This window comes from Salinimicrobium oceani (assembly GCF_012037645.1).
This window is the reverse complement of the sequence record NZ_JAAVJR010000002.1, coordinates 234,093-258,659: the sequence shown is the minus strand read 5'-3', so window position 1 is coordinate 258,659 and position 24,567 is coordinate 234,093. Positions and strand designations below refer to the sequence as shown.

Genomic DNA, 24,567 nt, shown 5'->3' with positions numbered 1-24,567 from the left:
CCATCTACATCTTTGAAGTCAAGTCCGCTTTAAATCCTACAGAAAGATAATTCTGTTTAATACTGGCTATTTCGGAGTGACCGTGCCACCTATTTCGGTTCAAACAGTGCCACTTTGAAAGATCATGCAATTATATAAAAAAATAATGTTACTCGTTTTTCAGAACTCCCTTTCTTAATGATTCTCCTTTAAGATCTATCCTATGTGAGGAGTTTACTATCCTGTCCAGGATTGCATCAGCAATAGTCCCTTCCCCGATAATATCATACCATGCAGATACCGGTATTTGAGAGGATAATATGGTAGATGTTTTATTGTATCGGTCATCGATTATATCCATTAAGGTCTCTCTTGCATGATTGTCGAAGGCTTGAAGTCCAAAATCATCAAGGATGAGTAGATCTGCTTTAAGCAGTTTATTTAGTTCCTTGAGATAGGTTCCATCAATTTTACGGAGTTTTAACTTCTTAAATAGACGGGCAGTGTTTGAGTAGATGGTTTTATATTCCATCATGCAGGCCTGATGGCCTAAGGCCTGTGCTAAATAACTCTTGCCTACTCCGGAGGCACCGGTCAGTATAAGGTTTTCCTTTTTAGCTATAAAATCCAGGGATCCCAGACGAACAAACATGTTCTTGTCGAGGTTACGATTGGAGGCGTAGTTTACTTCAACAAGACTTGCTTTCTGCCTGAAGTTTGCCTGCTTAAAAAGACGTTCAATCTTCCGGTTCTGGCGATCCTCCCACTCATGGTCTGTGAGTAGTGCCAGATATTCATCGGCAGTGATATCGTTTAATTCGTTGTTCTTTACATGCTGAAGGTGTAGCTGGGCCATAGCCCCCAGTCGCATTTGTTTTAGTTTTTCAATAGTCTGATTGTTATTCATATTTCTGGATTAAAATGATTTATTGATAAGCAGCGGCACCTCTGATGTTTTGATGGGATGGGATATGAGTTTTATCTTCTTCAAGATCCTGATAAAAAAGAGAGCTTTGGTCAAGGTTGTTCTTTAGGATATTCTTGATACGCATATAAGAAGTCGCATCTGCCTGTAAAGCTCTTTTACAAGCATTATCAAGTCTTTTAGAACCGTAAGACTTATGGAGCTGGATAAGGCCCATCACCCGCTTATAGCCTGTTTCAGGATACTCACTGTCAGCAAGTATCTTTTCCACACAATTCACTACGTGAGCTCCGTGAGGAGCGGCTTTGTTTTTAAAATATTCAGGACTCCAGGAGGTATAACCTTTATGGGTGCTACTTAAATGATCTGTATTTGTATTGTAGCTTCCTTTACTTGGATTTCGATGATGCAGGGCTATTCGAACGTGATTGTAATAAACCTCGACCACAGTTTTGGTATAATGGATCAGGGTCTTTTTACCGATGTAGCGGTAGGGAACACTGTAGTAGCTTTTATCTGGAGAGAAGTATACATAGCCCATCTTTTGCACCTTTGCCCGTTTATAGTCTTTGATTTCATAGGCAGATGTTGGCAGGGGTTTTAAGTACTCACGTTCTACTGATTGAAACAGTTCTCTACGACTGGCTTCCTTTCGCTGGAACAGTAGATCGTTATAGCCAACAAGTAAGCGCTTTATCTCCCGGTTTAGATCCTGTAAAGAGAAGAAGGTCATCTCCCGCAGGGGATAGTAAATACGCAGATAAACAAGATGCACTGCATTCTCAACCAAAGCTTTGTCTTGTGGGGCATAGCTGCGGGTGGGATTGATCACACAGTTATAATGGCGGGCAAAATCTTTAAAGCTCCGGTTGATCTCCGGCTCATATTTACTGGCTCTGGTCACTGCCGATTTTAAGTTGTCTGAGACAATAGCTTTTGGGACACCTCCATAAAACTGTAATGCATTACCGCAAGAGGTGATAAGATCCTCTCGTTTTTGGCTTAAGCTAGCCTCTACGTAAGTATACTGGCTGCTGGGAAGAATTGCTATAAATACCTCTACCGGGATCACTTCTCCGGTTTCTTTATTAACGACATGTAATTTTTTACCCGCATAGTCGATGTACATTTCATTACCGGCTTCATGTTCGAGTTTCATGGAACCTTTGACCTTGGCATATTTCCGCCGATAATGCTCCATAAACTGCGTATAGCTATACGGCTGGGAAGCCTGCTGCGCATATTCCTGATAATGGTACAGAAAAGTAAAACCAGGATGATTCCGGGCCTTATTGACCCCCTCAAAATATAGCATCAGTTCATCATGTCGCTCATTATCAATAGTGGTATGTGAAGGAAAAAGCGCACTCAGGCGTGCATTGTCAAAGGAAAGTAGTTCTTTAAATGAATAGTCACTGGCCGTTAAAAACTTCATATAGCTGTTGACCGTGTTGCGGGAGATGCCTAGAGTGGTAGCTATCTTACGATTGCTAAAACCATCTAGGTTTAGGGAAATAATTTGTTTTAAGTCCATCGGATCAAGGGTGTTGGCCATATCTTATTACATTTTTTGCAACAAGATATTACTTGATCTTCCAAAGTGGCACAAAACGAACCGATACGACTGGCACAAACGAACCGTTATGATTCATAGAATACCGGCAGTGGCACAAATCAAACCGATATTACTGGCACAATTTGAACCGTTATGGTTTTCTTTGCTGCCAAAAGTGGCACAAATTAAACCGAAATGCCTGGCACTAACCGACCGAAACCACTGGCACAATTCGAACCGAAATAGCCAAATAGCTCAACTGAAACATTCCTTTTCCAAAAATGTATTAAAAACCAAAATGTGGGTCATACCTATTCAAAAGAATTCAATTAATACACTGTTTTTTCCAATATTTTATGGTCTTGATTTAACCAACAAGCCCGCAACTAGAAGTTGCGGGCTATAATACTTTCGTATTTTTGCGGATAGAGGGAGATTCGAACTCCCGGTACAGTTCCCCGTACCCCTGATCTTCAATCAGGTGCCTTAGACCTCTCGACCATCTATATTTTAAAAAGATTATCCCTTTTTAGAAATTACAGGTTTTAAGAAACTTTTCAAAAAACCGTTTGTTGTTAAATTGTGTATGCCCAATAAGTTAGCTATTTCTTTATTACTAGATGCCGTGAAACCTGAATTATTGATTCCGTCAACAAATCTTCTAAGATTATCTTTTAATAAATTTAATGATTCTTCATCAATCACTCGTGTATTTTCACTAGTATTTACATTCCACCCTTTTATATTTGGAGGTTGAATGGTAACCAAATTAAAATTTGCAGCAGAACCATAGAGTTTTTTGAACCATTCACCTGATCCTAATAATTGATTGATATTATCTCTAGTGATTTCACCGTGTATGGCTCTAGACTTGGCTTCTAAAACTAGATAATGATTTCCAGTCATCACCCATAGTACATCAGGGCCGTTTCCAAATTCCGCTTCAGGTTCCTGAGTGTAAAAACCTATAAGCCTGCCAATTTCAGCAAAGGCATTCTCAAATTTAGTATGAGGAATATCTTGACTGAATTGAAGATTTTCCAATAAGGTTTCAAAGTACATTTTAAAGTCTTGGGAAGTCTCAAATTGCTTGATAAAATTTAAAACTTGAAATGCCTGCTCTTCACTAGCCATAATTTTCGTATAACTATGTCCATTTTTTGATTGCAGCATATGGGAAGTTGTTTGTGCTGCTTTAATTTGAAGGTCATTTGATTTTGGTGCATTATCTAAATATAGATAATTAGCAGCTTTTTCAAAATACCAGCCTTTCTGCTTGTCAGTTAACGCGACCGTATCTACTATTTTATCTAGAATTACCTTTGATGCACTTTCATAATCTCTTCTTCTGTAATTTTCGATTGCTTGTGATTCCAAATCTGCAATTTCTAAATTCTTAATGATTCGATCGTCAGTTTTGTCAGCGTCAATTTTCGACAATATTTCTGAATGATATTCCCTCCAGCTCATATCTTGAACGAGACATAGGTTGGCAGTATCCTTAATCGTATTCAAAGATTTATCAGTAGATTCGTCATCAAGAAGCGATAAACCAAGTTTCAATTGCTTGCGTGTAACTGGTGTGAAATATTGTAAGTTGGATTTGTTGCCTACAAATTGGAGCAAGTCTTTACCCATTAAATAAACTGCACAGTAATCACTACCAGATCTTACAGCTCGACCAAGTCCTTGTTCTATTATCTGTGCTTTCAAAGAAGCCTTAACGGATTCTAAGCGCAATTCGGCATAAAGTTGTTCATAAGAGCTGAATGAGGGGTAGCCGTCTAATATTAAAACTCGGCACATATCACCATTCAGGTCAACACCATCATAACGATTAACTAAAACATAGAACTGCCCTTTCTCAGTTCTTAATTTAGCGATTTCTTCATTTATGTTATCATTTTCGATTATTTCCGCTCCAAAATCTTCCCATTTGGCCGCCCTATTTGAAGATGGTGTCAATACCATTACATTTATTCCAGATTCGGAATATTCCTTGGCCAACGACATAATCTGCTCATCTGTTATTCTTGAATCAAATCTTTGAGGAGCAAGGATCAATCTTTGCCCAACGTCCTTACGATCTTTAGGAATCAAGGCGTTCTTAATACTGTTTATGTTAATACCTAAATCTTTAATTAAATCAATTTGATCTTCAAATGTAGCAGATAAAATATATCTATGTTTGGCTTCATTAAAAGCTCTGACATTATGAAATGGCACATAGGATGGTGCTATCTCAATTCCTCTGGGTCCGACATAACAATCGTAAGATTTCAAGTCGTCAGCTATTAAACCCCATTTGAACATAAGCTCTCTATCTTCACTAAAACTGCCTATGAGTTTTATTAACTCATCAATACGCGTTAGCCAAGCCCAATAAGGGACTTTAAGTATCTTGGCATATGGATCACCCTGAATAAGTCTGTGATAAGTTCCTGGGGCTTGGTATTTCAGCTCTTCTTGGAATAACTTCAGTAACCTATCTGCCAAGTCGTGATTGAAGGGTATATTTAATGTAGTTGCTTCTCTAGCTTTGTCAAGACAGACGTGGGCATCATCAAGGACGATTGAACCAACATCAATATTATCCCTTTCAAAAATAGAACGGGAATTGAACAATTTTTGGAACGTGCATAATAGGATGGCTTTTGAATTTGAAAAGTCATCAGGGAAAACACTTCTTTGCCCGTGATATTCAATTTCACAAACAGGTATTCCATATAAATCCGCTTGCAACTTTGCCTGTTCTAATAGTTGTTTGTCTGGACATAGATACAAACTGGGACCGACTCCTTCAATCATTTTTGAGTATAACATCAATAGGCTTACAAGAGTTTTTCCTGAACCTGTATTCATTTTGCACAAAACATCTCGTTGATCCCTTATGCTATGCCAAGAACTTAACACTTCTTCTTGTATGCCTCTTAAATACGCGTATCCCTCCTTATGGAACAAATTTTGAAATAATTCTATGGGTTCAAAATTTAATTGCTTTGGAGATGTATCTTCTAGTTTTTTCTTAAATATATTCATCTATAGTTTTATTTTTTATTATGTTTTGATTAACAAATATCTTAAAAATCTATTGACTGATAGACACACCAATCTTCAATTAGTTAATGAGTTGGAATGAATGCTATGTTTTTCACGTTATTCAGCCCATTCCCCTCCATTCCGCAGAAAAAGCTTCATTACGGGAAATACGCTTCATTCAAAAAATCTTGGACACAACTTCAAAGCTTCCGATTTCCATTTCGCTACCCCTGCCAAAAAAGGCAGGAACGCTACATTCCCAATCTCCATCTTTAAAATTAAGTCCGCTTTAAATCCTACTTCAAGAGGATAATCCATTTTCATAACCCGGTCAGCACATTCCCCTCCATTCCGCAGAAAAAGCTCCATTGCGGGGAAAGAGCTTCACTATAAAAGTCTTGGACACCATCCCCAATTTCTCCTTTCCATTTCGTTAGCCCTTCCCGCTATGCTAGGAAGTGCACTTCATTCCAATTCGAAATCGGGAATGGAGTCCGCTTCATCGGATTCCATCCTTGCTTTTGGCCCCGTTCCCTATGTTTTAGTACTTCACATAAAGCCTTTAGACCCACTTCCGCGCCGTCACTGTCCCTTCCCTTTTTTTGTAAGCAAAATACCAACATTTTGAAGTTGAACAGACTGCATAACCGGTCGTGCCTCCCTTTTATAAGTCTTTATCAATTCCAAATATTGAAAATGTATAAGCAACAAAAAAAGGTACTGCGACGGCACTACGGGAAGTAAATCTAAAATGAACATTGTGAAATCGTACAAAAACATCAGAAAGGAAGCGGGGCCAAAAAAACAAAAAAAGGAAAACGCTCAGGATACAATAAGTAAATCGCTTCAAAAAAATATAAATGAAAACTGCCTGAAAGGTTCAGGTAGTCTATTAATTAATCTTTAATTCTTTTATTATGAGTACTATTAAAAATCACGTACAGCTAATTGGGAACGTTGGTCAGGAACCAACCATTACCAACCTTGAAAACGGTAAAAAAGTAGCCCGTTTTTCACTTGCCACCAATGAGTATTACAAAAACGACAAGGGCGAGAAAGTGCAAAACACCGAATGGCATACTATAGTAGCCTGGGGCAAGACCGCTGAAATCATCGAGAAGTATGCCGGAAAAGGCAAGGAAATCGGTGTAACGGGAAAATTAAAGTCCCGAAGCTATGAGGACAACGAGGGCGTAAAACGCTATGTTACCGAAGTTGAAGCCAACGAAATCCTTTTGTTGGGCGTAAAGAACGGCAATAATTCAGCCGGGTAAATTTAAAACAAAGAGGGCGTTCCTCTCGAAAGTTGCGCCCTCTTTCATTATTCACCTTTTAAATCAGATCATAATGGAAACCAAAGTTAATGAAATCGCGATAAGTTATAGTGGAAGTTTAAAAGCAAATTTGCTTCCCAAGATAACCTGTTCCCAGAGTGCTGCAGATTTAGCCTACAGCCAATGGAACAAAGATACTATTGAACTGCACGAGACTTTTAAAATAATGCTGCTCAACAATGCCAATAAGGTAAAAGGAATATATGAAACCTCTAACGGAGGAATAACAGGAACTTTAGTGGATGTCCGCATCTTATTTGCCGTACTGTTAAAGAGCTTGACAACGGCAGTCATTTTGGTCCACAATCACCCGAGCGGAACCTTGACACCGAGTGAACCCGATAAACGCCTGACCCAAAAAATTAAAAAGGCAGGGGAATTATTTGATATTAAGGTATTGGACCATTTGATCCTGATACCTGATGGAAATTATTTCAGTTTTGCAGATGAAGGAATCCTTTAAATGGAAAGCTTATGATTTATCTTAATTTTTCAGACCTGACCGAAGAAGCCCAAAACCGACTTTTGGAGAATTCCAAAAAGGATGTGGAACGAAAATTTGGGAATGATATCCGCAAGTACGTAAGAGAAAATTATACCTGCTTTAAGACGATGGTAGAGGAAGAAGCATTGCGAAATTTATATTCCTATACTTTCATATTCAACATTTAATTCCTAAACTTTATAGTCAAGCACCTCTAAATTTTTGGAGGTGTTTTTCTTTTCAATTATTTTCAATTCAATAAAAATCATTATCTTTATTTCGCTGAAATTCAGCATTTAATTTTACGTAGGGTTATCCATTTTTTGACTTTCGCCGATAACCGTACCCATCAAAAAAATACATAACAGGAAATTATTTCCCTGGAACTAGCAATTGGCTTTTGACCAAATTGTACGGAATTTTTGTTCGCCTGTGGCGAACGAAAAGGAGTAGCAAGAGGGTAACACGCGATGCGATGTTAAGCACTCCTTTTCGATTTAAAAATGCTGATATTCAGCAACTTGAAAAAATAAAAAATTCCCGACCTTCTACAATTTGCGACAAATACGCTGCGAACGCCCATTTTTGGGGAAAGATTTGCGACAAATCGGCGAATTATGGACACATTTATCGGCATCAGGTTCAAAAAGAAAACGGCAAAACGTTTTCAGGAATTTTCAAGGACACACTTCAAATCGCACACCGAAGCAATGGCAACAATGCTCGATTTTTTCTTCTACAACGAAATTTCCCCAAAGGAAAAACTAGGGCCTACGGGTAGAACAATCGAAGCTTCCCTAAAGAAACGTATCAATGCGGTCATTGCCATTATGAGAGATATGGAAAAGAGCCAGACCAAACCCACCGTGGCAATGTTGGAATCCCTTTTTCAAACCGAAGAGCCCAAAAAGAAACCGTTGATTTTGGAAAAGAAAATCATTGAAGAAAAGAATGAAGTACGCTTTGGAGAAAAGCTAAATGGGAACAGAGAACTGTAATTTTTTGAGCTATGTACATCACCATCACACCTCAAAAATTAGGGAATAATTACTCACAAAGTTCAGCGGATTTTGTGGGCTATCTGGAGAAAGAAAACCAGGGTTTGGAACAGGGAGCTATGGAACATTTTTTCAGTCAATATGATGATGAAATATCAGCAGAAGAAGTCGTAAAGGAAATTGATGGGAATGGTGCCAAACTCAAAAAGACGGAACCAAAATTCTATTCGATTACGGTCAGCCCTTCCAAATATGAATTGAACCGGTTACAGAACAATAGCGAGGATCTAAAAAGATACACCCGTGAACTGATGAAGGACTATGTGGCATCCTTCAATAGGGAAATCAACGGAAGACCGATTAGCATCGATGATATAAAGTATTACGCAAAAATAGAACACCAACGAACTTTTAAGGGAACGGATTGGCAAATAAAGGAAAACCAACCTTATGCAACGAAAATCCTTCAGCTCAAATCAGAAATCAGAAACATTAAGGAGGGGCGATCTGAAGGCAATATCAAACTATTGCAGAGTGGAATTGATCGATTGGAAAAGGAAGCTCCGCACCAACAGGATGGAAAGCGAATTGTCCAGGGGATGCCAAAGGCAGGAAATCAAAGTCATATCCATATCATCGTAAGCAGAAAGGATGCCTCCAATACTTTCAGTCTTTCTCCTGGGAGCAAGCATAAGGCCTCGGAAGTCCAGATGCATGGTAAGAATGTAAAACGGGGCTTTGACCGTGATCAGTTTTTTAACCAGGCAGAAAAGACCTTTGACAGGACTTTTGACTATCAAAGAAATTTTGCCGAAACCTATAAGGCCCGGAAGGATTTTATCAAAAACCCTAAAATCTATTTTGCATCGCTGATGAAATTGCCCATCAATGAAAGGGCAATCGCCTTTAAAATGATGAAGGAAAGTGATGTTCCAATGCTACCAAATATTCCGTTTACCCAGGCACAACTGGCAATGAAAATATTCAACCGCCTGCGCCGTGGTTTGGAAGTGGTTATTAAATCAAGTTCAATAGGTATCTAAAGGAAAAACAATAATGCAACTAATAAATCCCCTACATATACTTTTAATTGTCGTTTTGACAGCTTCAGTATTTTATGGACTGTATCGGATTTCAAAATATGCCCTTTTCTTAAATACGGTGCTGCTTTCTGGATTAATAGCCTATGTGTATTATCCGCATAATACGATAAAAGCACTACTTTATTTAGGCTGTCCTTTATTGTTGGTCAATACGGTATTTTACGTTTTTCTGCATAAAACGGATTTAAAGAAAAATACCTCTGAAAAATATCGGGTAACTTTTAAAACAGATAAGAAAAGTTTTAAAATTGAAAACATCAAACGCGGTGCATCCATTATTGGGTCTGCCGGAAGTGGAAAAACCGAAAGCGTGGTTTACGGATTTTTAAAACATTTCCAGGAACATGATTTCTGTGGGGTTATTCACGACTATAAGGATTTTGAACTCACCGAAATGGCATACCCGCTCTTTAAAAATCGGGATATTCCTTTTTGTATAGTCTCCTTTGATAAAATCATCCATAGGGTGAACCCTATTGCACCCCGATATATCGAGAATGAAGAAAGTGTGAATGAGATTTCGAGAGTACTTATTGAAAATCTTCTGGAACAGCGGGAATCGGGAACTACGGGAACCTCTAAATTTTTTAACGATGCAGCTGAAGGATTGATTGGTGGATTGATCTGGAAACTGAAAACATCCTATCCGGAATTCTGCACCTTACCCCATCTCATAGCCATTTATCAGTTTTTGGATACCGATAGTCTCATAAAGTTTTTAGAGACCAATACCACCTCCAGGGCAATGGCAGATGCTTTCATTAGCGGCAAAGATTCCGAAAGACAGACCGCAGGAGTGAAAAGTACCCTGGCCAATGCTCTGAAACGCATAAGCACACAAAATATTTTTATGGCCCTTTCTGCAGATGAAGTGCCATTAAATATTAATAATCCGGAAAATCCTGCTGTGATTTCAGTAGTGAACAATCCTAAATTTGAAACCTCCTATTCCCCTGTAATTGCCACCATAATCCACACGATTACAAAGCAAATGAGTGTACGCAATTCAAATTCTTCCTTTCTTTTAATGGAAGAAGCACCAACCATTCGGTTATTGAATATGCACCGCATTCCGGCTACCTTAAGAAGTTATGATATAGCAACTGTTTATGTAATGCAGGACAAGATCCAGAACGATATGATGTATGGAGATAAAGCGAGTAAAGCTATTTTAAGCAACCTTTCCTATCAATTCTTCGGAAAGGTCAATGATCCTGATACTGCAAAATACTATGAACGCTTCTTTGAAATCATAAAAAAAGAAACAACCAGCATCAACCGAGGTTACAGTCTTGACTTTGATACACGCATTACTACCGGGGAACGGGAAATTCCTAAAATACGGGCTGATGCTTTTTTCCGTTTAAAGCAGGGGGAGTTTATTACCTATGCGGATGGGGAAGATAAAAAAGTGCAGTTTAAATTGCAGAGAATTCAGAGGCAGCTTCCGGATGAATTAAGGCAGTTTTCCAAGGCTGATTTAGCAGCTAATTTTGAAAGAGTTTATCAGGAAGTGAGATCAATTTTTAATTAAATTATAGTTTAACAAATCAGAATATTATATTTGTACAAATGGCAAGAGCAGATTTATTATTAAAATTAGTTAAGGCCGGAACTAACGGAGACAATACCCTTTTTAGAAAGGTTGTTGAATCTATAATTGCCGAAGAAAAGAGTAAACAACATCATATTGTAGCTCAACAATTATTAGATGCACTTTCCAAAGCCTCTAAGCCTCAATCCAACCAACCTATACATAATCGTTTACTGGAAGATGGATTAGACAGTTTTTTATATCGCATTTACCCTCAAAAGACTTTGGATGATGTGATTTTAAATTATGAAAATCAAGCCGTCATTCAAGACCTTATCCAGGAACATCATCGTAGTGACTTATTGAGATCCTATAATTTAGAACCTAGAAATCGTATTCTATTGGCAGGTCCTCCTGGAAATGGAAAAACTTCTCTCGCAGAAGTCATAGCTCAATCTTTAATGATTCCATATTACGTTGTAAGGTATGATGGAATAATTGGTAGTTATCTAGGAGAAACCGCTACTCGGCTTAAAACAACTTTTGATTTTATTAGAACCCAAGAATGTGTTTTATTTTTTGATGAATTTGACACTATAGGAAAAGAACGCGGAGACATTCACGAAACGGGTGAGATTAAAAGAGTTGTAAGTTCTTTACTTCTTCAGATTGATCGTTTGCCGAGTTATGTAGTAGTTGTCGCAGCAACTAATCACGCCGAACTTCTAGATAGGGCTGTATGGAGAAGATTTCAAGTAAGATTGGAATTAAAAGCTCCGGATAAGTCAATGATAAAGATTTGGCTCAAAAACTTTGAACAGCGAGTTAAATACGATTTGCAATATCCTATTGATAAAATAGCAAATAAGCTTGAAGGTCTTAATTTTGCGGAGATTGAAGAATTCATCCTCGATGTTGAACGTAAATATATATTGTCGCTCCCTGACGTAAACGTAAAAAGGTTAGTGGATGAATGCCTTGTTCAAATGGAGCATAAATATTCCTTAGGGAATGGTTAAAAAACCACTTCTTTTGTTCCCATTCCCTATAAGTGCGGAAAAATCTAAAAAACAAGGTTTTCCGGGTAAAATGTTTATCCCAACCAAAACTCAACAAATTCAGAGAAATGAATTAAAGATAACGGAATTAGATCGTGTACTTTCTAATAGGTCAGCTTCACTACAAAAGGAAGCAGGGAATATTATCCCTGAAATGATCTTGGTGTTAGAAACTGCCGGAGAAATAAAAGATTTTTTTAAAGCTGTGAAAAAGACTCCAGGAATGGAGTTTTTAGCTGAATATGAGACTGAGTTCGAGGCAGAAGATGATTTCTATAACATAGATAAAAACGGTAATAGATCTGAAGAAAATGTGGATGCCAGATTTTACCTCACTATGACCAACCAAAGGGCACTTAAAGAACTTCAGAAATATTGGCGAGAATATAAGAAAGATAAAGAAAAACAAAATTTTAAGCGAGGGACTGCAAAATTCAGATCGCTTTTTGAACAATTAAAGGATATTAGGCCCTATAATGTTAGTGATAGGGTACGTGATACAGGTATTGAAAAATATATTCAGGAAAGAAAATTATACGATTTTGATTTCGTAAGATTTGAAATAGAATTGGCCTTTAAAGGTAGTGACCAAGCCAATCGAAAAGCCTATGAAGAAGTAACCCGTTTACTGAATTTACATAACGGAGAAGAAGTGAAAGGTTCAAGGACTATAATCTCCGAGATATCATATCACGCTTTTATTGCAAGAGCTCCGATTCAAGTATTTGATGATCTTACGGAGAATACGAATATTTCCTTTTTAAAATCGCAACAAATTTTGTTTTTTCGTCCTGTAGGACAGATGGTTTTTGAAACTCCTGAAGATATTGAGCAATTAAAAAAGTTGCCCAATGTTGAAGAAAATGATGAACTACCCACAGATGGCCATCCAGTCATTGCACTTTTTGATGGTCTTCCCTTAGCAAATCATTCTCTATTAGAAAATAGATTACAAATTGATGATCCTGATGGTTTCTCCAGTAATTATACGGGTAATCAAAGATTTCACGGTACCGCAATGGCTTCTCTTATTATTCACGGTGATTTAGATAATGAGAAAAAATCGATATTAAAAAGACCCTTATATGTCCGCCCTATAATGAAATTGGACACACAACTTTATCAAGGAGAATGTCTTCCAGATGACGTTTTACCAATAGATTTAGTGCATAGGGCTGTTCTAAGAATGAAAGTGGGAGATGCGGACAATCCTCCAGTAGCCCCTGAGGTAAAGATCATTAATTTTTCTATTGGAGACGCTTTTAGACCTTTCTTAAACAATATGAGCTCTTGGGCAAAATTACTGGATTGGCTTTCTTATCAATACGATATCTTATTTGTAATTAGTGCAGGAAATTTTAGTGACGATATCGCTTTGGAAATCCCAGATGATGAATTTGATAATCTCTCTGATGATGAAGTACAAAAATTAGCTTTAGAGGAAATAGTTAGGACAAATTTTAATAGAAAGATTTTGGCACCAGCTGAATCAATAAATTCTATTACAGTTGGTGCGGCACATTTTGATTTCTCAAAGCCTAATAATTTATACCAAAGGAAAAATCTGATTAAGTCATCCTCCTTATTATCTCCAATAAGCCGGATTGGTTTTGGTTTCCGAAGGAGCATAAAGCCAGAGATTATAACGTCAGGTGGGCGGAAGTTATTTCGGAAATCTCCAATTCAAAATTTACCAGGGAAAACGGTTCTTAAATTAGAATCTATCCCATTTAATGTAAATCCTCCCGGAAACAGATCTGCATTTCCAGGTAGTCCAGGACAAATAAATAAGTCTGGGTATTTATGTGGTACTTCAAATGCAGCAGCTTTGACATCTCGTCTTGCTGCCCAACTTTATGATGTTTTAATTTCTATAAATAATTCTGGAGATAAATCTATACCATCAGATTTTCTTACTGTAATTATTAAAAGTTTATTGGTACATAGTGCTAGTTGGAGTAAAAGTTCAGATTTTTTATTGCAACTAATTAAGGATTTACCAGGCTCAGCTGCAAATACTTCAAAAAAAAACGTATTGCCTTATCTAGGGTATGGGGGTATAGATCCAGAACGCATTTTATATTGCACTGAGAAACGAGTAACCATTATCGGATTCGGAAAGCTTTACGATGGTCAAGCCCATTTATATAGATTTCCATTGCCGCCATCACTTACTAAGGGGAGGATTGATAAAAAACTGACAATAACTTTAGCCTACAATAGTCCTCTAAATTTTAAAACAAGACAATATCGTAAAGCACAATTATTTTTTGATAATCTTAAACATAATAATCATCTCGAATTAGATAGATCATATTATGATTTCCGAACCACACAATTAGGAACTGTGCAACACGATATTCTTATTGGGGACAAGGCTGACGTCTTTGTTGATGGAGATTTTTTAGAAATAAAAGTGAATTGCAGAGAAGACGCATCTGAGCTTGGAAAACTGTCAATTAAATATGGATTGTCTGTTACTTTAGAAGTCAAGGAAAATAATGACATAAAAATTTATGAAGAAATTAGGCAACGAGTTCAAACACGAATTAGGCCTACTCTATAAATTCAAAAATTATTTTTCAAAAAGGTCCTTTCTCCCTCGCTCCTTGCTGCGTAACCTTCCAGTTTCCATCAATTTTTAAAAGCTTAAATAGCTCAGGGTTTTCTTCATAAGATGTGGTGAATCTAACCCAAGCTATTTCATTATCGGTGGTTTCTTCCAGCACTTCAAAATTGGAATTCCCCGATTTGCCTGCCGCCATCAAATCTTGTACCGATTTAAGACCTTCGTAGCCTTCTGGGGTAGTATATTTTTTCAAGGTCTCATTATCCTTATTGTAGAAACTTTCAACTACAATTTTTGAAGTTTCGCTTGGTGAAAGGTCTTGTTTTCCGGTACAGGCAAGGAATAAGAAGGCTATTGAGTATATGACGACGTTTTTCATTGCATTGCTAATTAGGGTTGTTGATAAATCTATGCGATACTTTTAATTTTAAGCCTCTTTCCCCGTTCTTTTCATTTAGCTCTAAAACCGCTCTGCGGTCATTGCTTATTGAAAACTTTGGTAGAACGTAAATCAATCTTACGGTTTCGTTTTCGGCTACTGTGGAAGGCAACTTATATTTGAAAATCGGCTCTTGATAAAGACGTTGCAATGATTTCTTTTTTCCTTTTTGTTTCGTTTCAACCGCAAGTTTCAAAAAATTTAGATCGTAATCCAAAGTAGATTTATTTTCAATCTGGATCACGAAGTAAAGTTCTTCTTTATCGAAAACAATGTTCTCAATACTTAAAACGATGCCCTCATTACGCTTTTTTATCCGGTTAATCCGTTGCTTTCGATCAAGTAGATAGGAACAGAATTTTTTGTAATAATAGATCTTGTTTCCTAACTCTATCTTGGACTCATCACTTTTAGCTGAATCAGGAGCAATAGGCTTTTCGTTGCCGATGCTACTGGATTTTGGGATGAAATAATTCAGCGTGGAAAGCTGTTTTTTATACTTAACAATATACGAAAAAACTGCACCATTTTTATTGACCACCAGAAGATTACTTTCTTTTCCCGGCTTTGCCTGAAGCAGTCCAAAGTATTGTTCTTTCTCCCGATTATAAGTAAATACAAAATTTTCTGATCCCGTAATTCCTTGACGGATGGGTTCTGGAAAAAACAATGCTACATTCTTTTGGTCATTAGCATAAATGGTATCAAGAGTAATAGGTTGTTGCGCAGAAGCTTTGCTAAAAGCCAAAACAAAGGCTATAATTAAGATATAAGCTTTCATAATTTAGGTTTTAAAATTAGTCTATAATTGTTGAGCACGGTAACCTTTAAGTTCCGGTTGTTGCGCTTGAGTAATTTGGTTATACCACTCACTTGCGGTACGCTAGGGATGTTGATATCCCCTAAAATATCATCTAAGACTTCATTAGTGGCCTCTGCGCGAAAACTATTTTCCACGTATATTCCCTCACTTCCATCCTGAAGATCGAAGGCTTTAAGTTTTGTGGGATGGTGATGGATATTTTCGATTTCAATTAATACCCGATGGGGTTGAAAACTGATAAAGCCAAAAACGTACGTGTTCTTTGGAATGCTTTTGTTATTAATGGTTGCGGCTTTGGTCAAGCGCATTCGCAAACGAGAATTGACCTTCACCACTTGATCACCATCCACGGCCGCATAGATGACGGCATCCGTTGTTCCGGAAATGGAAATATCACTTTCCTTTGGATCAGAGGCAAAGAACAACTGATGTTCCAGTCCCAATTCCTTAGCAGCAATTTTTTGTTCAGCTTTTATTTCTGCGGAGTCAACTAGGTTTGCGACTTTGGCAACAGTTTTCTTAACGCCAATATTCTGATATTTTTTTTCGGAATACTTAATTTTCCCTGCGGAGTAAATACTATCTACAATGCGCTCCTTTTCTTTTTCAGGTAAATCCACATCATAAAAACCCAAGGAATCAATCAGCTTTTCATTGTAGATGCTTGGTGCGTTGGTTTCCTTCACTTCCTTCAAATCGTTGATTGCATCCAGTTTGGAATTGTATTCTTTTTGACTTTCTTCCAGTGCGGGAACAGATGTCTCTTTAAGGTTCTCGTTTTCGCTTTCGTCATCACCCATTACCATCACGGAATAGGAAATAAGAAATAGGAATATCACGGCCAAAACTGCCGCAAAGACTATTTTATTCTTTTCAATTTTCATGGGATATTTTCTTTAAGGTATTTTCAAAATAATTCGTAATCAATAACCCGTGTGGATTGTTAGGAAAGTTGCGGTCAACCGAAATTAGGTTTCCAGTAGATACCATTTCATAGGTGTCGACAATTGACCCACGGTTGATTTCAAAAACAGCAACCGTTCTAAAACTGTAAGCCCCGTGTTTTTCTTCGATTTGGGAATCGATGCTAAGCACCTTTTGAACTAGTGAATATTGCAACAAGCGATTATAAACACCATCCGCCTTTTTTTGTCGATAGAGGTTGTCCACAGAGCTATTGCCGAGCCATAGTGCCTTTTCCAAGTTCTTTTCATAATTGCTTGCATCGATGTTGTAGAAATAATTGTGAAAAAGCTGTAAATGAGCCAAGGCTTCAACTTTATAGTTTTCCTTTTGAGTAACAAGTTTTAATGGAATGATACTTCCATCGGTATTGATGGCAAAAGCATTGTTCAAGGCCTTTTTATTAATGTTATATGCCATCCAAACGGCAAAGAAGCTGGATAATGAGGAACAGATGATGACGGCCAAGACGATAAACCTATTTATTCTAAGGACGGCGTAAATATTTTTATAAGGTGTTTTCATTGTATTAGTTTTAGGCAGTAAATAATTTCAGGGTAAATGAAGTAGCGCGGCGATACAATTTGAACTTTAGGAAAACGATAAACCCTACCGAACCAAGCTGTACAACTGGGGCAAAAAAGCCGCTGCCTACATCCGTCCCGAACAAGTTCGTCCAAAAGTTGGTGTTTATCTCAGTATAAATGGCATTGACAAAGACATTGACCAAGAAGAAGGCCGGTACCAGCATATAGACCGCTGTATACAATTTGAAAAAATTATAAGCCAGGGAACGGAATTTTTCAAAAACGGCCAGACTGATGACCAATGGGAAAAACGCTTGCATAATCCCCAGTAGGAAAAAGCGTTCTGCCAAAAATAAGGGATAAATGAACAGATCTAGAATCCATAGGATAGTACTTCCTATAAAAGCGAATATTTTGAAACCAAAAAGGGGTGTTACCAAAGCTTCATAGAGCAATGCCATTGCAGCCTGAGCTGCTTTTATAATGTTTACTTCATCTTCAATAGGAATATCCTGCATCTGTAAAGGAAGTAAAGCTGGGGCCGTGCCGCGATATTGGCCTTCAATGGCCACTAAAATACCATCAAAAAAGCCGAGAATTTGTGTCGAGAAAATTACCAGTAGCACGACAGCAAAGTTTTTGGCCAGTTCTCCAGGGCTTAACCCCCAGGTATAGCCATCCTTATCCGCAACGCCCTCACTGTATTTTTTGAGGATATTGACTAAAAAGAAAAGGACGGCAAGCGTTTTCATTCCAGCAATGGTATATTGCGAGAAACTACTATTTTGTATGGTCTGGAAAATGGTATCAACATATTCCAGACCTATTCCTAAGATGATATTAGCAGCCATAATTAATATTCTGTTTCACGATTATTGATTTTATCCTGCATCTTTCGGAAAGAAATAATATCACGGTATCGCTTCGTTTTCAATGTAATTTCTGAAACCATAATTTTGGATTCTTCTTCCTTTTCTTTTAGGATATACGCACGGTCGGCATCGCTCATTTTGAGGTAATCGCTGGACAGGATTTCATCAATAAAGTCCATTGTTTCTAATGAGTTTTCTACAATGGAGCTAAAAGATTCAGTCACCCGTTGGATTTCCTCTGGTTTGATATAGGGTGAGTTAAGAATGTCCTGTAAGTCATTCTGCATTACGTTGATAAGACGTTGATTGTTCCGGCCTATTTCCTGTACGGCTTTTAACTGCTTAACTACATTGTTTACTTTTTCAAGATTTTCTTTCTGCTGTTTCAGGAATTCAGCAGTTTTTAAAAGTTGGGAAGTCTGCTTTGCAGATTCCACCAGCGACTTCACCAGGCTGATAAAGTTCGTATTATCGTAAACCGGCATTCCCTGGGCCCGGGTGTTTAGACTAAAAAAGATAGCCATTCCAAGAATTAAAATTTTTGTTCTCATATTTTTATTTTTTTGGATGAATACTCTGTAATTGCTTTCTCCATATCCTGATGCTTTTCATAAAGCTTCATTATTTCTTCATTCTCGTATCCATCGGTTAAATATGCTGCATAAACTTCCCTTGGCACTTCCAGACGGAAGACATTGCTTTCCTTTCCAATCTTGATAAACATTTCAGTGTACTTCCGTTCCCCGGAAAGATTGTTCCTGATGGATTTTAGCTGGTTAAGATCGTGGCTGGAAAGGTTTAACCGCTTGGCCAGCTCGTTATACCCCTTTTCATTATGCAGGCTGTAAATGACCTGAGTGTTCTCCAGGATACTTGCCGAGATGGAATTGTTCGGCAGCTGGTTAATAGATTGTAAGATGATACCGATTGCCCCGTTCTGTTTCCGAATTGCCTGATAGTAGAATTCCACGCTTTCCAGTACGTTCTCAAATTTCAACTGCTTCGCAAATTCATCAAAAAGGATAATTCCTTTCTCGGCACGATTTTTCCAAATGGTTCGTTGGATAGCGGATTTAATCAGCTTAAGCATTACTGAAAGAACTTCCTTGTTATCCTTTACTTCATCAAGCTCAAAAACAATCAATCTTTTATCTTCAATTTTATAGGTCTGGTCCTCGCTAATCTCAAAAAGGAAACTGTACAGGCCATCTCCAACATATTCTGACATCACGTGCAGGAAGTTCACTATGTTGAAGTAATCCGCATGGATCTTCAGTTTTTGCAGGAGATCCTTCTGATTGGTTTCTACAAACCGATAAAAATTATCCAGGGAATGCTTTTCAGGAACATTCGAATAGTAGTGGAGCAATATTTTTCTGATCGAAACTGATTGTGCTTTGGTGACTTTTAAATCTGAGCCGAAGAGTTCAAACAGGAACATTGACAAATCCTCCAGCCGTTCTGGCGTGACATCTTCTGAATTACTGATGTAAAACGGATTAATACCCAAATTTTTCCCGCTTTCATATCTCAGAACAGTATACTTTTCAGGATATAATTTTGCGAATTTTGTATAGGAGCCACCAAGATCAATGATCACCAGGCGCACTCCGCTCTCAAAGTACTGGCGCAAAATATTATTGGCCAGAAAAGATTTTCCTTCCCCTGTAGGGGCAAAAATGGCAAAGTTCCGGGCTTTAATCCGCTTCTTTCCCTCGTCCCATACATCCTTTAGCACCGGGATGTTGTGTTCCCGGTCATTGAAGATGATTCCTGTGGGATCAGATTTATAATTGGTATTATTAATCAGCAGGCACAGCGCATGTTTTAAATCGGTCACATATAGATCTGAATTGGAAAAATTGGAAGAGAAACAACAGTAGCTATTCACTACATAATTTTTACGTTCTTCCCCCCGCGGGTAGTACGGCGTAATATCAAGTTCCTTAAATTCAGTCTTTACCTTCGAAGCTATCTGGGCCAGCTCTCCGGCTTCCTTAGCCCAATAGATGACATTGAAATGGCCACGGATAATTCTGGACGTATCATCCGCATTTATCTGATCAAGGATATGCTGAATTTTACCCAGCACAACCTTATTCTGAGATCCGAAATTTGAACTTTTATGAAGTTCTTCGATTTTGTTATCAAGGAGCTTCCGCCATTTTTGTTTGTCATCCAGGTAGAGAATCTGGTTTACCATATGATTTTCATTAAGGGTCAAGCCGAGGCCGTCAATAAAGCCCTGGTGGAATATAAACTCATCGGAAGTAAACCTTTCATTGACCTTACTGCTCTGAACAGTTTCTCCAAAACAGCGTTCGCTGTTGATAGCCAGGGCATCAAAATAATTGTCGCCAACCTGAATATTGGATTTATTTAGCAGCATATCTGTATCAAAACCTTCAGAAAAACCATTAAAAAAGCTATTGGTTAAAGCCTGAATTTCCACGGCGCCCAGAGGTAGAAAAGACATCCTACGGCTATTATTGATAAAGGAAACGGAATCGCTCACAGAGCTGATAAAACTTTTGAGATTATCATCCAGTTCCTGGCACATCCCTTTAGAGACCTTTCGAAATGGATTGACATACTTCGGGTTATTTAATGCTTTGTTTTTGGTGAGGATAAAAAACAGATAGCAGCGATGTTCCATATATTCCCTGCCTTTGAAATGTTCGTGTGTTGCCTTTTCTAAAAAGGTAGTATTTGGCAATAACTCCGCAGAATAAGATTTTTTTAAATAAATGTCCTGTTTGTGTACAACACTTCCATTGGGCAAAGATTTTAGGGCCTGGAACCAAACCCCATGAATATCTTTAAAGTCCTTTTCAGATAAAGAGTAGATTTCAGGTAACATCCCCTCATAGCAAAGAACTACGTTACCATTATTGGCAAAAATGATATTGTCCTGAATATCGATTATGGGCGTAAAGTCCGAAAGATTAATCTTGTTCATAATTAAAATTTGAATTTCTTCTGTTGCTGATGATTTCTGGAAATTTTACCGAAACCTGAAAGAGCTGTGATGTTCTGGTTATTCTGATTAGTACTAAATAAAGGATACAATTGAGGATCAAAGCACTAATGATGATCCAGAAGCTGAAAGAGAAAATGATGACCAGTAATGAAGCTACTACGCAAATCATCATTAAAGCAAAGGAGGAGATGGGCAGCCCAAAAATGACAGCCCCTTTCCTAATGTTTCTATAGACTTCAAACTGTTTCATTAGACCACGATTGAAATCAAATAGGTGAAGATGCCCACTACTGCTCCTGCAATAAGGACAAAGACGAGCACCCGGGTAATCCCCTTTTTAAGGTCTGCATTTTCCCCAAAGAAGTGGCCTGCGTTAAACAGGAAGCCGACAAGAAAGATCACTCCAAGGAGGATTGGGAAGATGGTCCGGATCGTATCGGCAATATCATTAACCGAATTTTCAATTCCCCCGATTTGTGCAAAAAGCGGTAAAGAAACCAGGGACAAAAAGAGCGTGGGATAGATTGGTTTTTTCATAAAGCACAGTTTAAAATTTTGTGTTGTTTTTGTTATGGAAAAAATACATATATTTCAATATAATACGTTGAAAATCAGCATAATAAATAAAAAATAATATTTGATTTTTAATAGTTTAGTTTGATATTAAATGATGTCAAACTGAATTGAAATCACCAGGAGAACTGGTAACAACCTGAAAATTTTAAATGCTCATGAAGCTGAAAAACGTCATTTTTCTGGTTTTGCTCCTGAAAATGTGTTTCATTTTTGGGCAGGGAAAAGAACATCGAAAAAGAATTATTGTCGATGTTGGTCATGGAGGAAAAGACCCTGGTGCGATCGGAATAAACGGAATCCAGGAAAAAGATGTTGTCCTGGCCATAGCAAAAGAAATGATCAGGCTCAATAAAACAATATTTGGAGATGTGTACGACATTTATCTTACAAGATATGATGATAGTTTTTTCACCCTTTCAGAAAGGATCAACTTAGCAAAATCATTAAGGGGAGATATATGTATTTCCTTGCATTGCAATTCATTTTATAGCGATGCCAAGGGAATGGAAATTTTTACATTTAATTCTGAATCCATAAAAAATGACTATAACACCAGGACTTCAATCGCTCTTGGAAATGAAATTCTAAAAGAGTCTACTCTTAATTTAAACATTGAAAACAGGGGGATGAAATTTGCCAATTTTCAAGTACTCAGGGAAATGATTAAGTTTTGTCCTGCTATTCTAATTGAAGTAGGCTTTTTGAATAATCCGGTTGAGGCAGTGTATTTTTCCAGACCATCAGGTATTACAGCAATAGCATTGGCTATTTTATCAGGAATAAATAATCATTTAAAATCGAAATAATGAAAGAAGCATTTTTAGAAATTATTAAAAGTATTGGGGATGTTGTAAAAGCTTTCGTTTCAGAAACTTTAAAGCAACTTTCGGACTTAAAAAAATGAACCATGGCTTGATGATAAGTTGTTATTATCTCTTCAAATTTATATCATAGATGCCCATTTCTATTTCCGCTTATCCCCCACGGTTTCATCAAAAGCAACAAGATTGAATAATTCCCGCATACGGCTTCGGACTCTGTTTCCGTAACGTTCTTCCAGCTCCTCAGCGTTAAGGTTGGTCGTTGCGTGGGTTTTTATGTGTTGCTTTGTCTGTAGAAAAAATTCATATCGCGATAAAAGGACTTCGCCCATTACGTTACAGTCTTTGCCGTAATAGCGACCGGGTGGTTCAACACCCAGATCATCAAAACAAAAGAATTTGGTGTTCCCGTATTCTTCAATCGTTTTATAGCCCAAATGGTTGAAGCTGAAGGTCACATTCCGGCAGGGAATCATTTCGTAAGGCCGCTGCAAAGGAACCAGATGGTGTAATAACTTCATCAAACTTGTTTTGCCGCATCCGACCGGGCCGGACAGCAAAATACCTTTTTCAAGATCTATCCCAAATTTCTGGCAGTTATCTTTTTCCTTTATAAAATAAGAGCACAGCTTCAGTAAAATATCACGGTCGTCCTCATAGATCCGGAATTTTTGTCCGAATAGAAGTTTTCCTTTGGCATTTAGGTAGATGAGCATTTTTGGAAAATCGTAAACAACGGTTTTCCCATCAAACTTTCCCAGGGAATATTCCATACCACCTTCGATAATTTTAGAGGGGTTGTCCATAATCTTTTGCTTTAGTGGTTCTGAGGTTGTCCTGATTTTGGGACGCTCGCTTTTTGTTTTGTTTGTTTTCCTCTCCGAATAATTCTATTCGGTCCATCCAGTTTTTGGCCAGGGCACGCCAATCCCTTATCGCTTTTCCGTCACTGGTTTTCCAATCATCTGCCTGATAATGTTCATAGAATTTTTTTCCTTCATCAGCAGAAAAATCTTTTTCCTCAAAAAAAAATAAAACAGCCTGCCTGTCCTTTGGCTGTTTATTAATGTTTACTTGTTTAGTATTGTTTATATAAGATACCAATGCTTGTCCACTCACGGGACGGTGCGAGTCCACAGCTTGTCCATTGGTGGGACGGTGCTGGTACACCACTGGTTCATTTTTGGGATGGTAGCGTTCCGCAAGATGTTCTAATCTGGGATTGTACTGTCCCGTCTCCGATTCATCACTTGTCCCGATAATGGACATCTTGATCTTACTGCCTTTGTAAGGGTTATTCGACGGAAAATAGCAGAGGTATCTCCAGGTATCAAGATCCGTGACACACCTATGGTATGTGGATTTGGAGCCGATTTTGGCTACACGCATCAACTCTCTGCGGTTAACGAAAAATTCATCGGCAAACCGGCTACTGTTCCATTCCTGAAACAAAGCCATATACAGGCTGATGTGCGTTGGATTTAGGCGGTCATCAAAAAAAAATTTTTCAAAAGCCGCATTAAGAAGCTTTATATAATTCATCGCTTAGGAATTTAAACCATGCTGCACACGATTGGTATCCATCACGTTCTGGATTTCCTCTGCATCGTAATATATGATTCCGCCCACTTTTGTGTATGGGAGCGTACCATTTATTCGTAAATTTTGAAGGGTTCCCGGACTTACCTGGAGCAGGTCCATCACTTCGGAAGATTTAAGGTATTTTTTAATTCTTCCTGAAGTTTGTTTGGCAAGAAGGTCTTTAATCTCATCGAGCAATTCCATTTTGAATTCCCGAAGATCGTCTGTGGTAATTATACTTGTTGGCATAATAGAATTTTTTAGAAGAAAGGGACTACCAAAGGGTTAAACTTTTTAAATTGATAGCCCCTGACTGAATTTGACTTTCGTTCTACAAAATTGGGAGGGATTACTGGATTTTATTCCCCAGTACGACCGTAGTACGGTCAAAGTTTAACATTTTGAAA

Annotated in this window: 24 protein-coding genes and 1 tRNA gene; 9 read left to right on the top strand and 16 right to left on the bottom strand. The window is 37.9% G+C overall.

The genetic code is table 11. The features are described 5' to 3' along the window. Nucleotides 1-148 precede the first annotated feature (148 nt). From istB to HC175_RS04655, 4 genes are all read right to left on the bottom strand, one after another. Nucleotides 149-886 carry an IS21-like element helper ATPase IstB gene (gene istB / locus HC175_RS04670; protein ID WP_168025952.1) on the bottom strand — a complete coding sequence of 246 codons (738 nt, stop codon included), beginning with the start codon at nucleotides 884-886 and terminating at the stop codon, nucleotides 149-151. Nucleotides 887-905: 19 nt separating this feature from the next. Then, a complete protein-coding gene (gene istA / locus HC175_RS04665) occupies nucleotides 906-2,459 on the bottom strand; it encodes an IS21 family transposase (protein WP_168025953.1) in 1,554 nt (517 codons plus the stop codon). Nucleotides 2,460-2,881: 422 nt separating this feature from the next. Continuing rightward, nucleotides 2,882-2,966: transfer RNA gene (locus tag HC175_RS04660), tRNA-Phe, on the bottom strand. 12 nt (nucleotides 2,967-2,978) lie between these two features. Then, nucleotides 2,979-5,498 carry a DEAD/DEAH box helicase gene (locus HC175_RS04655; RefSeq protein ID WP_168137311.1) on the bottom strand — a complete coding sequence of 840 codons (2,520 nt, stop codon included), beginning with the start codon at nucleotides 5,496-5,498 and terminating at the stop codon, nucleotides 2,979-2,981. A gap of 917 nt (nucleotides 5,499-6,415) precedes the next feature. Between HC175_RS04655 and HC175_RS04650 the strand changes: the two genes are divergently transcribed. The 8 genes from HC175_RS04650 to HC175_RS04615 all read left to right on the top strand — a co-directional run bounded on the left by HC175_RS04650 (nucleotide 6,416) and on the right by HC175_RS04615 (nucleotide 14,575). Beyond that, nucleotides 6,416-6,772, top strand: coding sequence for a single-stranded DNA-binding protein (locus HC175_RS04650; RefSeq protein ID WP_168025955.1), 357 nt, complete (start codon nucleotides 6,416-6,418; stop codon nucleotides 6,770-6,772). Nucleotides 6,773-6,845: 73 nt separating this feature from the next. Then, complete coding sequence (locus tag HC175_RS04645) at nucleotides 6,846-7,295, top strand: JAB domain-containing protein (protein WP_168025956.1); 450 nt, start codon at nucleotides 6,846-6,848, stop codon at nucleotides 7,293-7,295. An 11-nt stretch (nucleotides 7,296-7,306) separates the two neighbouring features. Continuing rightward, entirely contained in the window at nucleotides 7,307-7,504 is a 198-nt protein-coding gene (locus HC175_RS04640) for a hypothetical protein (RefSeq protein ID WP_168025957.1), read from the top strand. Nucleotides 7,505-7,933: 429 nt separating this feature from the next. Beyond that, a complete protein-coding gene (locus HC175_RS04635; protein ID WP_168137310.1) occupies nucleotides 7,934-8,314 on the top strand; it encodes a BfmA/BtgA family mobilization protein in 381 nt (126 codons plus the stop codon). 11 nt (nucleotides 8,315-8,325) lie between these two features. Further along, complete coding sequence (mobB, locus tag HC175_RS04630) at nucleotides 8,326-9,357, top strand: MobB family relaxase (protein ID WP_168137309.1); 1,032 nt, start codon at nucleotides 8,326-8,328, stop codon at nucleotides 9,355-9,357. Nucleotides 9,358-9,370: 13 nt separating this feature from the next. Further along, nucleotides 9,371-10,951: a type IV secretory system conjugative DNA transfer family protein gene (locus HC175_RS04625; RefSeq protein WP_168137308.1), complete on the top strand. Its 1,581-nt coding sequence runs from the start codon at nucleotides 9,371-9,373 to the stop codon at nucleotides 10,949-10,951. A 38-nt stretch (nucleotides 10,952-10,989) separates the two neighbouring features. Then, nucleotides 10,990-11,970, top strand: coding sequence for an AAA family ATPase (locus HC175_RS04620; protein ID WP_168025960.1), 981 nt, complete (start codon nucleotides 10,990-10,992; stop codon nucleotides 11,968-11,970). Next, the gene (locus HC175_RS04615) at nucleotides 11,963-14,575 is read left to right on the top strand and encodes a S8 family serine peptidase (protein WP_168025961.1); all 2,613 of its coding nucleotides are present in this window, start codon (nucleotides 11,963-11,965) and stop codon (nucleotides 14,573-14,575) included. Before HC175_RS04620 ends, HC175_RS04615 begins: the two co-directional genes overlap by 8 nt. Before the next feature lie 16 nt (nucleotides 14,576-14,591). Here the strand turns inward: HC175_RS04615 and HC175_RS04610 are convergent, their stop codons facing one another. From HC175_RS04610 to HC175_RS04570, 9 genes are read right to left on the bottom strand one after another with little or no spacing between them, the layout of a single operon-like run. After that, entirely contained in the window at nucleotides 14,592-14,957 is a 366-nt protein-coding gene (locus HC175_RS04610) for a Tim44 domain-containing protein (protein ID WP_168025962.1), read from the bottom strand. Nucleotides 14,958-14,964: 7 nt separating this feature from the next. Continuing rightward, a complete protein-coding gene (locus tag HC175_RS04605; protein ID WP_168025963.1) occupies nucleotides 14,965-15,798 on the bottom strand; it encodes a DUF4138 domain-containing protein in 834 nt (277 codons plus the stop codon). After that, a complete protein-coding gene (traM, locus tag HC175_RS04600) occupies nucleotides 15,795-16,724 on the bottom strand; it encodes a conjugative transposon protein TraM (protein WP_168137307.1) in 930 nt (309 codons plus the stop codon). Before traM ends, HC175_RS04605 begins: the two co-directional genes overlap by 4 nt. Further along, nucleotides 16,714-17,328: a conjugal transfer protein TraK gene (locus HC175_RS04595; protein WP_168025965.1), complete on the bottom strand. Its 615-nt coding sequence runs from the start codon at nucleotides 17,326-17,328 to the stop codon at nucleotides 16,714-16,716. Before HC175_RS04595 ends, traM begins: the two co-directional genes overlap by 11 nt. A gap of 10 nt (nucleotides 17,329-17,338) precedes the next feature. Then, nucleotides 17,339-18,181 carry a hypothetical protein gene (locus tag HC175_RS04590; RefSeq protein ID WP_168025966.1) on the bottom strand — a complete coding sequence of 281 codons (843 nt, stop codon included), beginning with the start codon at nucleotides 18,179-18,181 and terminating at the stop codon, nucleotides 17,339-17,341. Nucleotides 18,182-18,183: 2 nt separating this feature from the next. Continuing rightward, entirely contained in the window at nucleotides 18,184-18,753 is a 570-nt protein-coding gene (locus HC175_RS04585; protein ID WP_146831850.1) for a TrbJ/VirB5 family protein, read from the bottom strand. After that, complete coding sequence (locus HC175_RS04580) at nucleotides 18,750-21,161, bottom strand: TraG family conjugative transposon ATPase (RefSeq protein ID WP_168025967.1); 2,412 nt, start codon at nucleotides 21,159-21,161, stop codon at nucleotides 18,750-18,752. The genes HC175_RS04585 and HC175_RS04580 overlap by 4 nt, the downstream gene beginning before the upstream one ends. Beyond that, entirely contained in the window at nucleotides 21,148-21,432 is a 285-nt protein-coding gene (locus tag HC175_RS04575) for a hypothetical protein (protein WP_168137306.1), read from the bottom strand. The genes HC175_RS04580 and HC175_RS04575 overlap by 14 nt, the downstream gene beginning before the upstream one ends. Continuing rightward, on the bottom strand, nucleotides 21,432-21,719 hold the full coding sequence (locus HC175_RS04570; RefSeq protein ID WP_168025969.1) for a hypothetical protein: 288 nt from the start codon (nucleotides 21,717-21,719) through the stop codon (nucleotides 21,432-21,434). Before HC175_RS04570 ends, HC175_RS04575 begins: the two co-directional genes overlap by 1 nt. Nucleotides 21,720-21,913: 194 nt before the next feature. Here HC175_RS04570 and HC175_RS04565 point away from each other — a divergent pair, with 194 nt between their 5' ends. After that, nucleotides 21,914-22,564, top strand: coding sequence for an N-acetylmuramoyl-L-alanine amidase family protein (locus tag HC175_RS04565; protein WP_235942522.1), 651 nt, complete (start codon nucleotides 21,914-21,916; stop codon nucleotides 22,562-22,564). Nucleotides 22,565-22,722: 158 nt separating this feature from the next. Here the strand turns inward: HC175_RS04565 and HC175_RS04560 are convergent, their stop codons facing one another. From HC175_RS04560 to HC175_RS04550, 3 genes are read right to left on the bottom strand one after another with little or no spacing between them, the layout of a single operon-like run. Next, on the bottom strand, nucleotides 22,723-23,385 hold the full coding sequence (locus HC175_RS04560) for an ATPase (RefSeq protein WP_168025971.1): 663 nt from the start codon (nucleotides 23,383-23,385) through the stop codon (nucleotides 22,723-22,725). Next, nucleotides 23,369-24,121: a hypothetical protein gene (locus tag HC175_RS04555; RefSeq protein WP_168137305.1), complete on the bottom strand. Its 753-nt coding sequence runs from the start codon at nucleotides 24,119-24,121 to the stop codon at nucleotides 23,369-23,371. The genes HC175_RS04560 and HC175_RS04555 overlap by 17 nt, the downstream gene beginning before the upstream one ends. Nucleotides 24,122-24,124: 3 nt before the next feature. Beyond that, nucleotides 24,125-24,409 (bottom strand): helix-turn-helix domain-containing protein, encoded by a 285-nt coding sequence (locus tag HC175_RS04550; RefSeq protein ID WP_168025973.1) that lies wholly within the window; start codon nucleotides 24,407-24,409, stop codon nucleotides 24,125-24,127. Nucleotides 24,410-24,567: the final 158 nt, after the last annotated feature.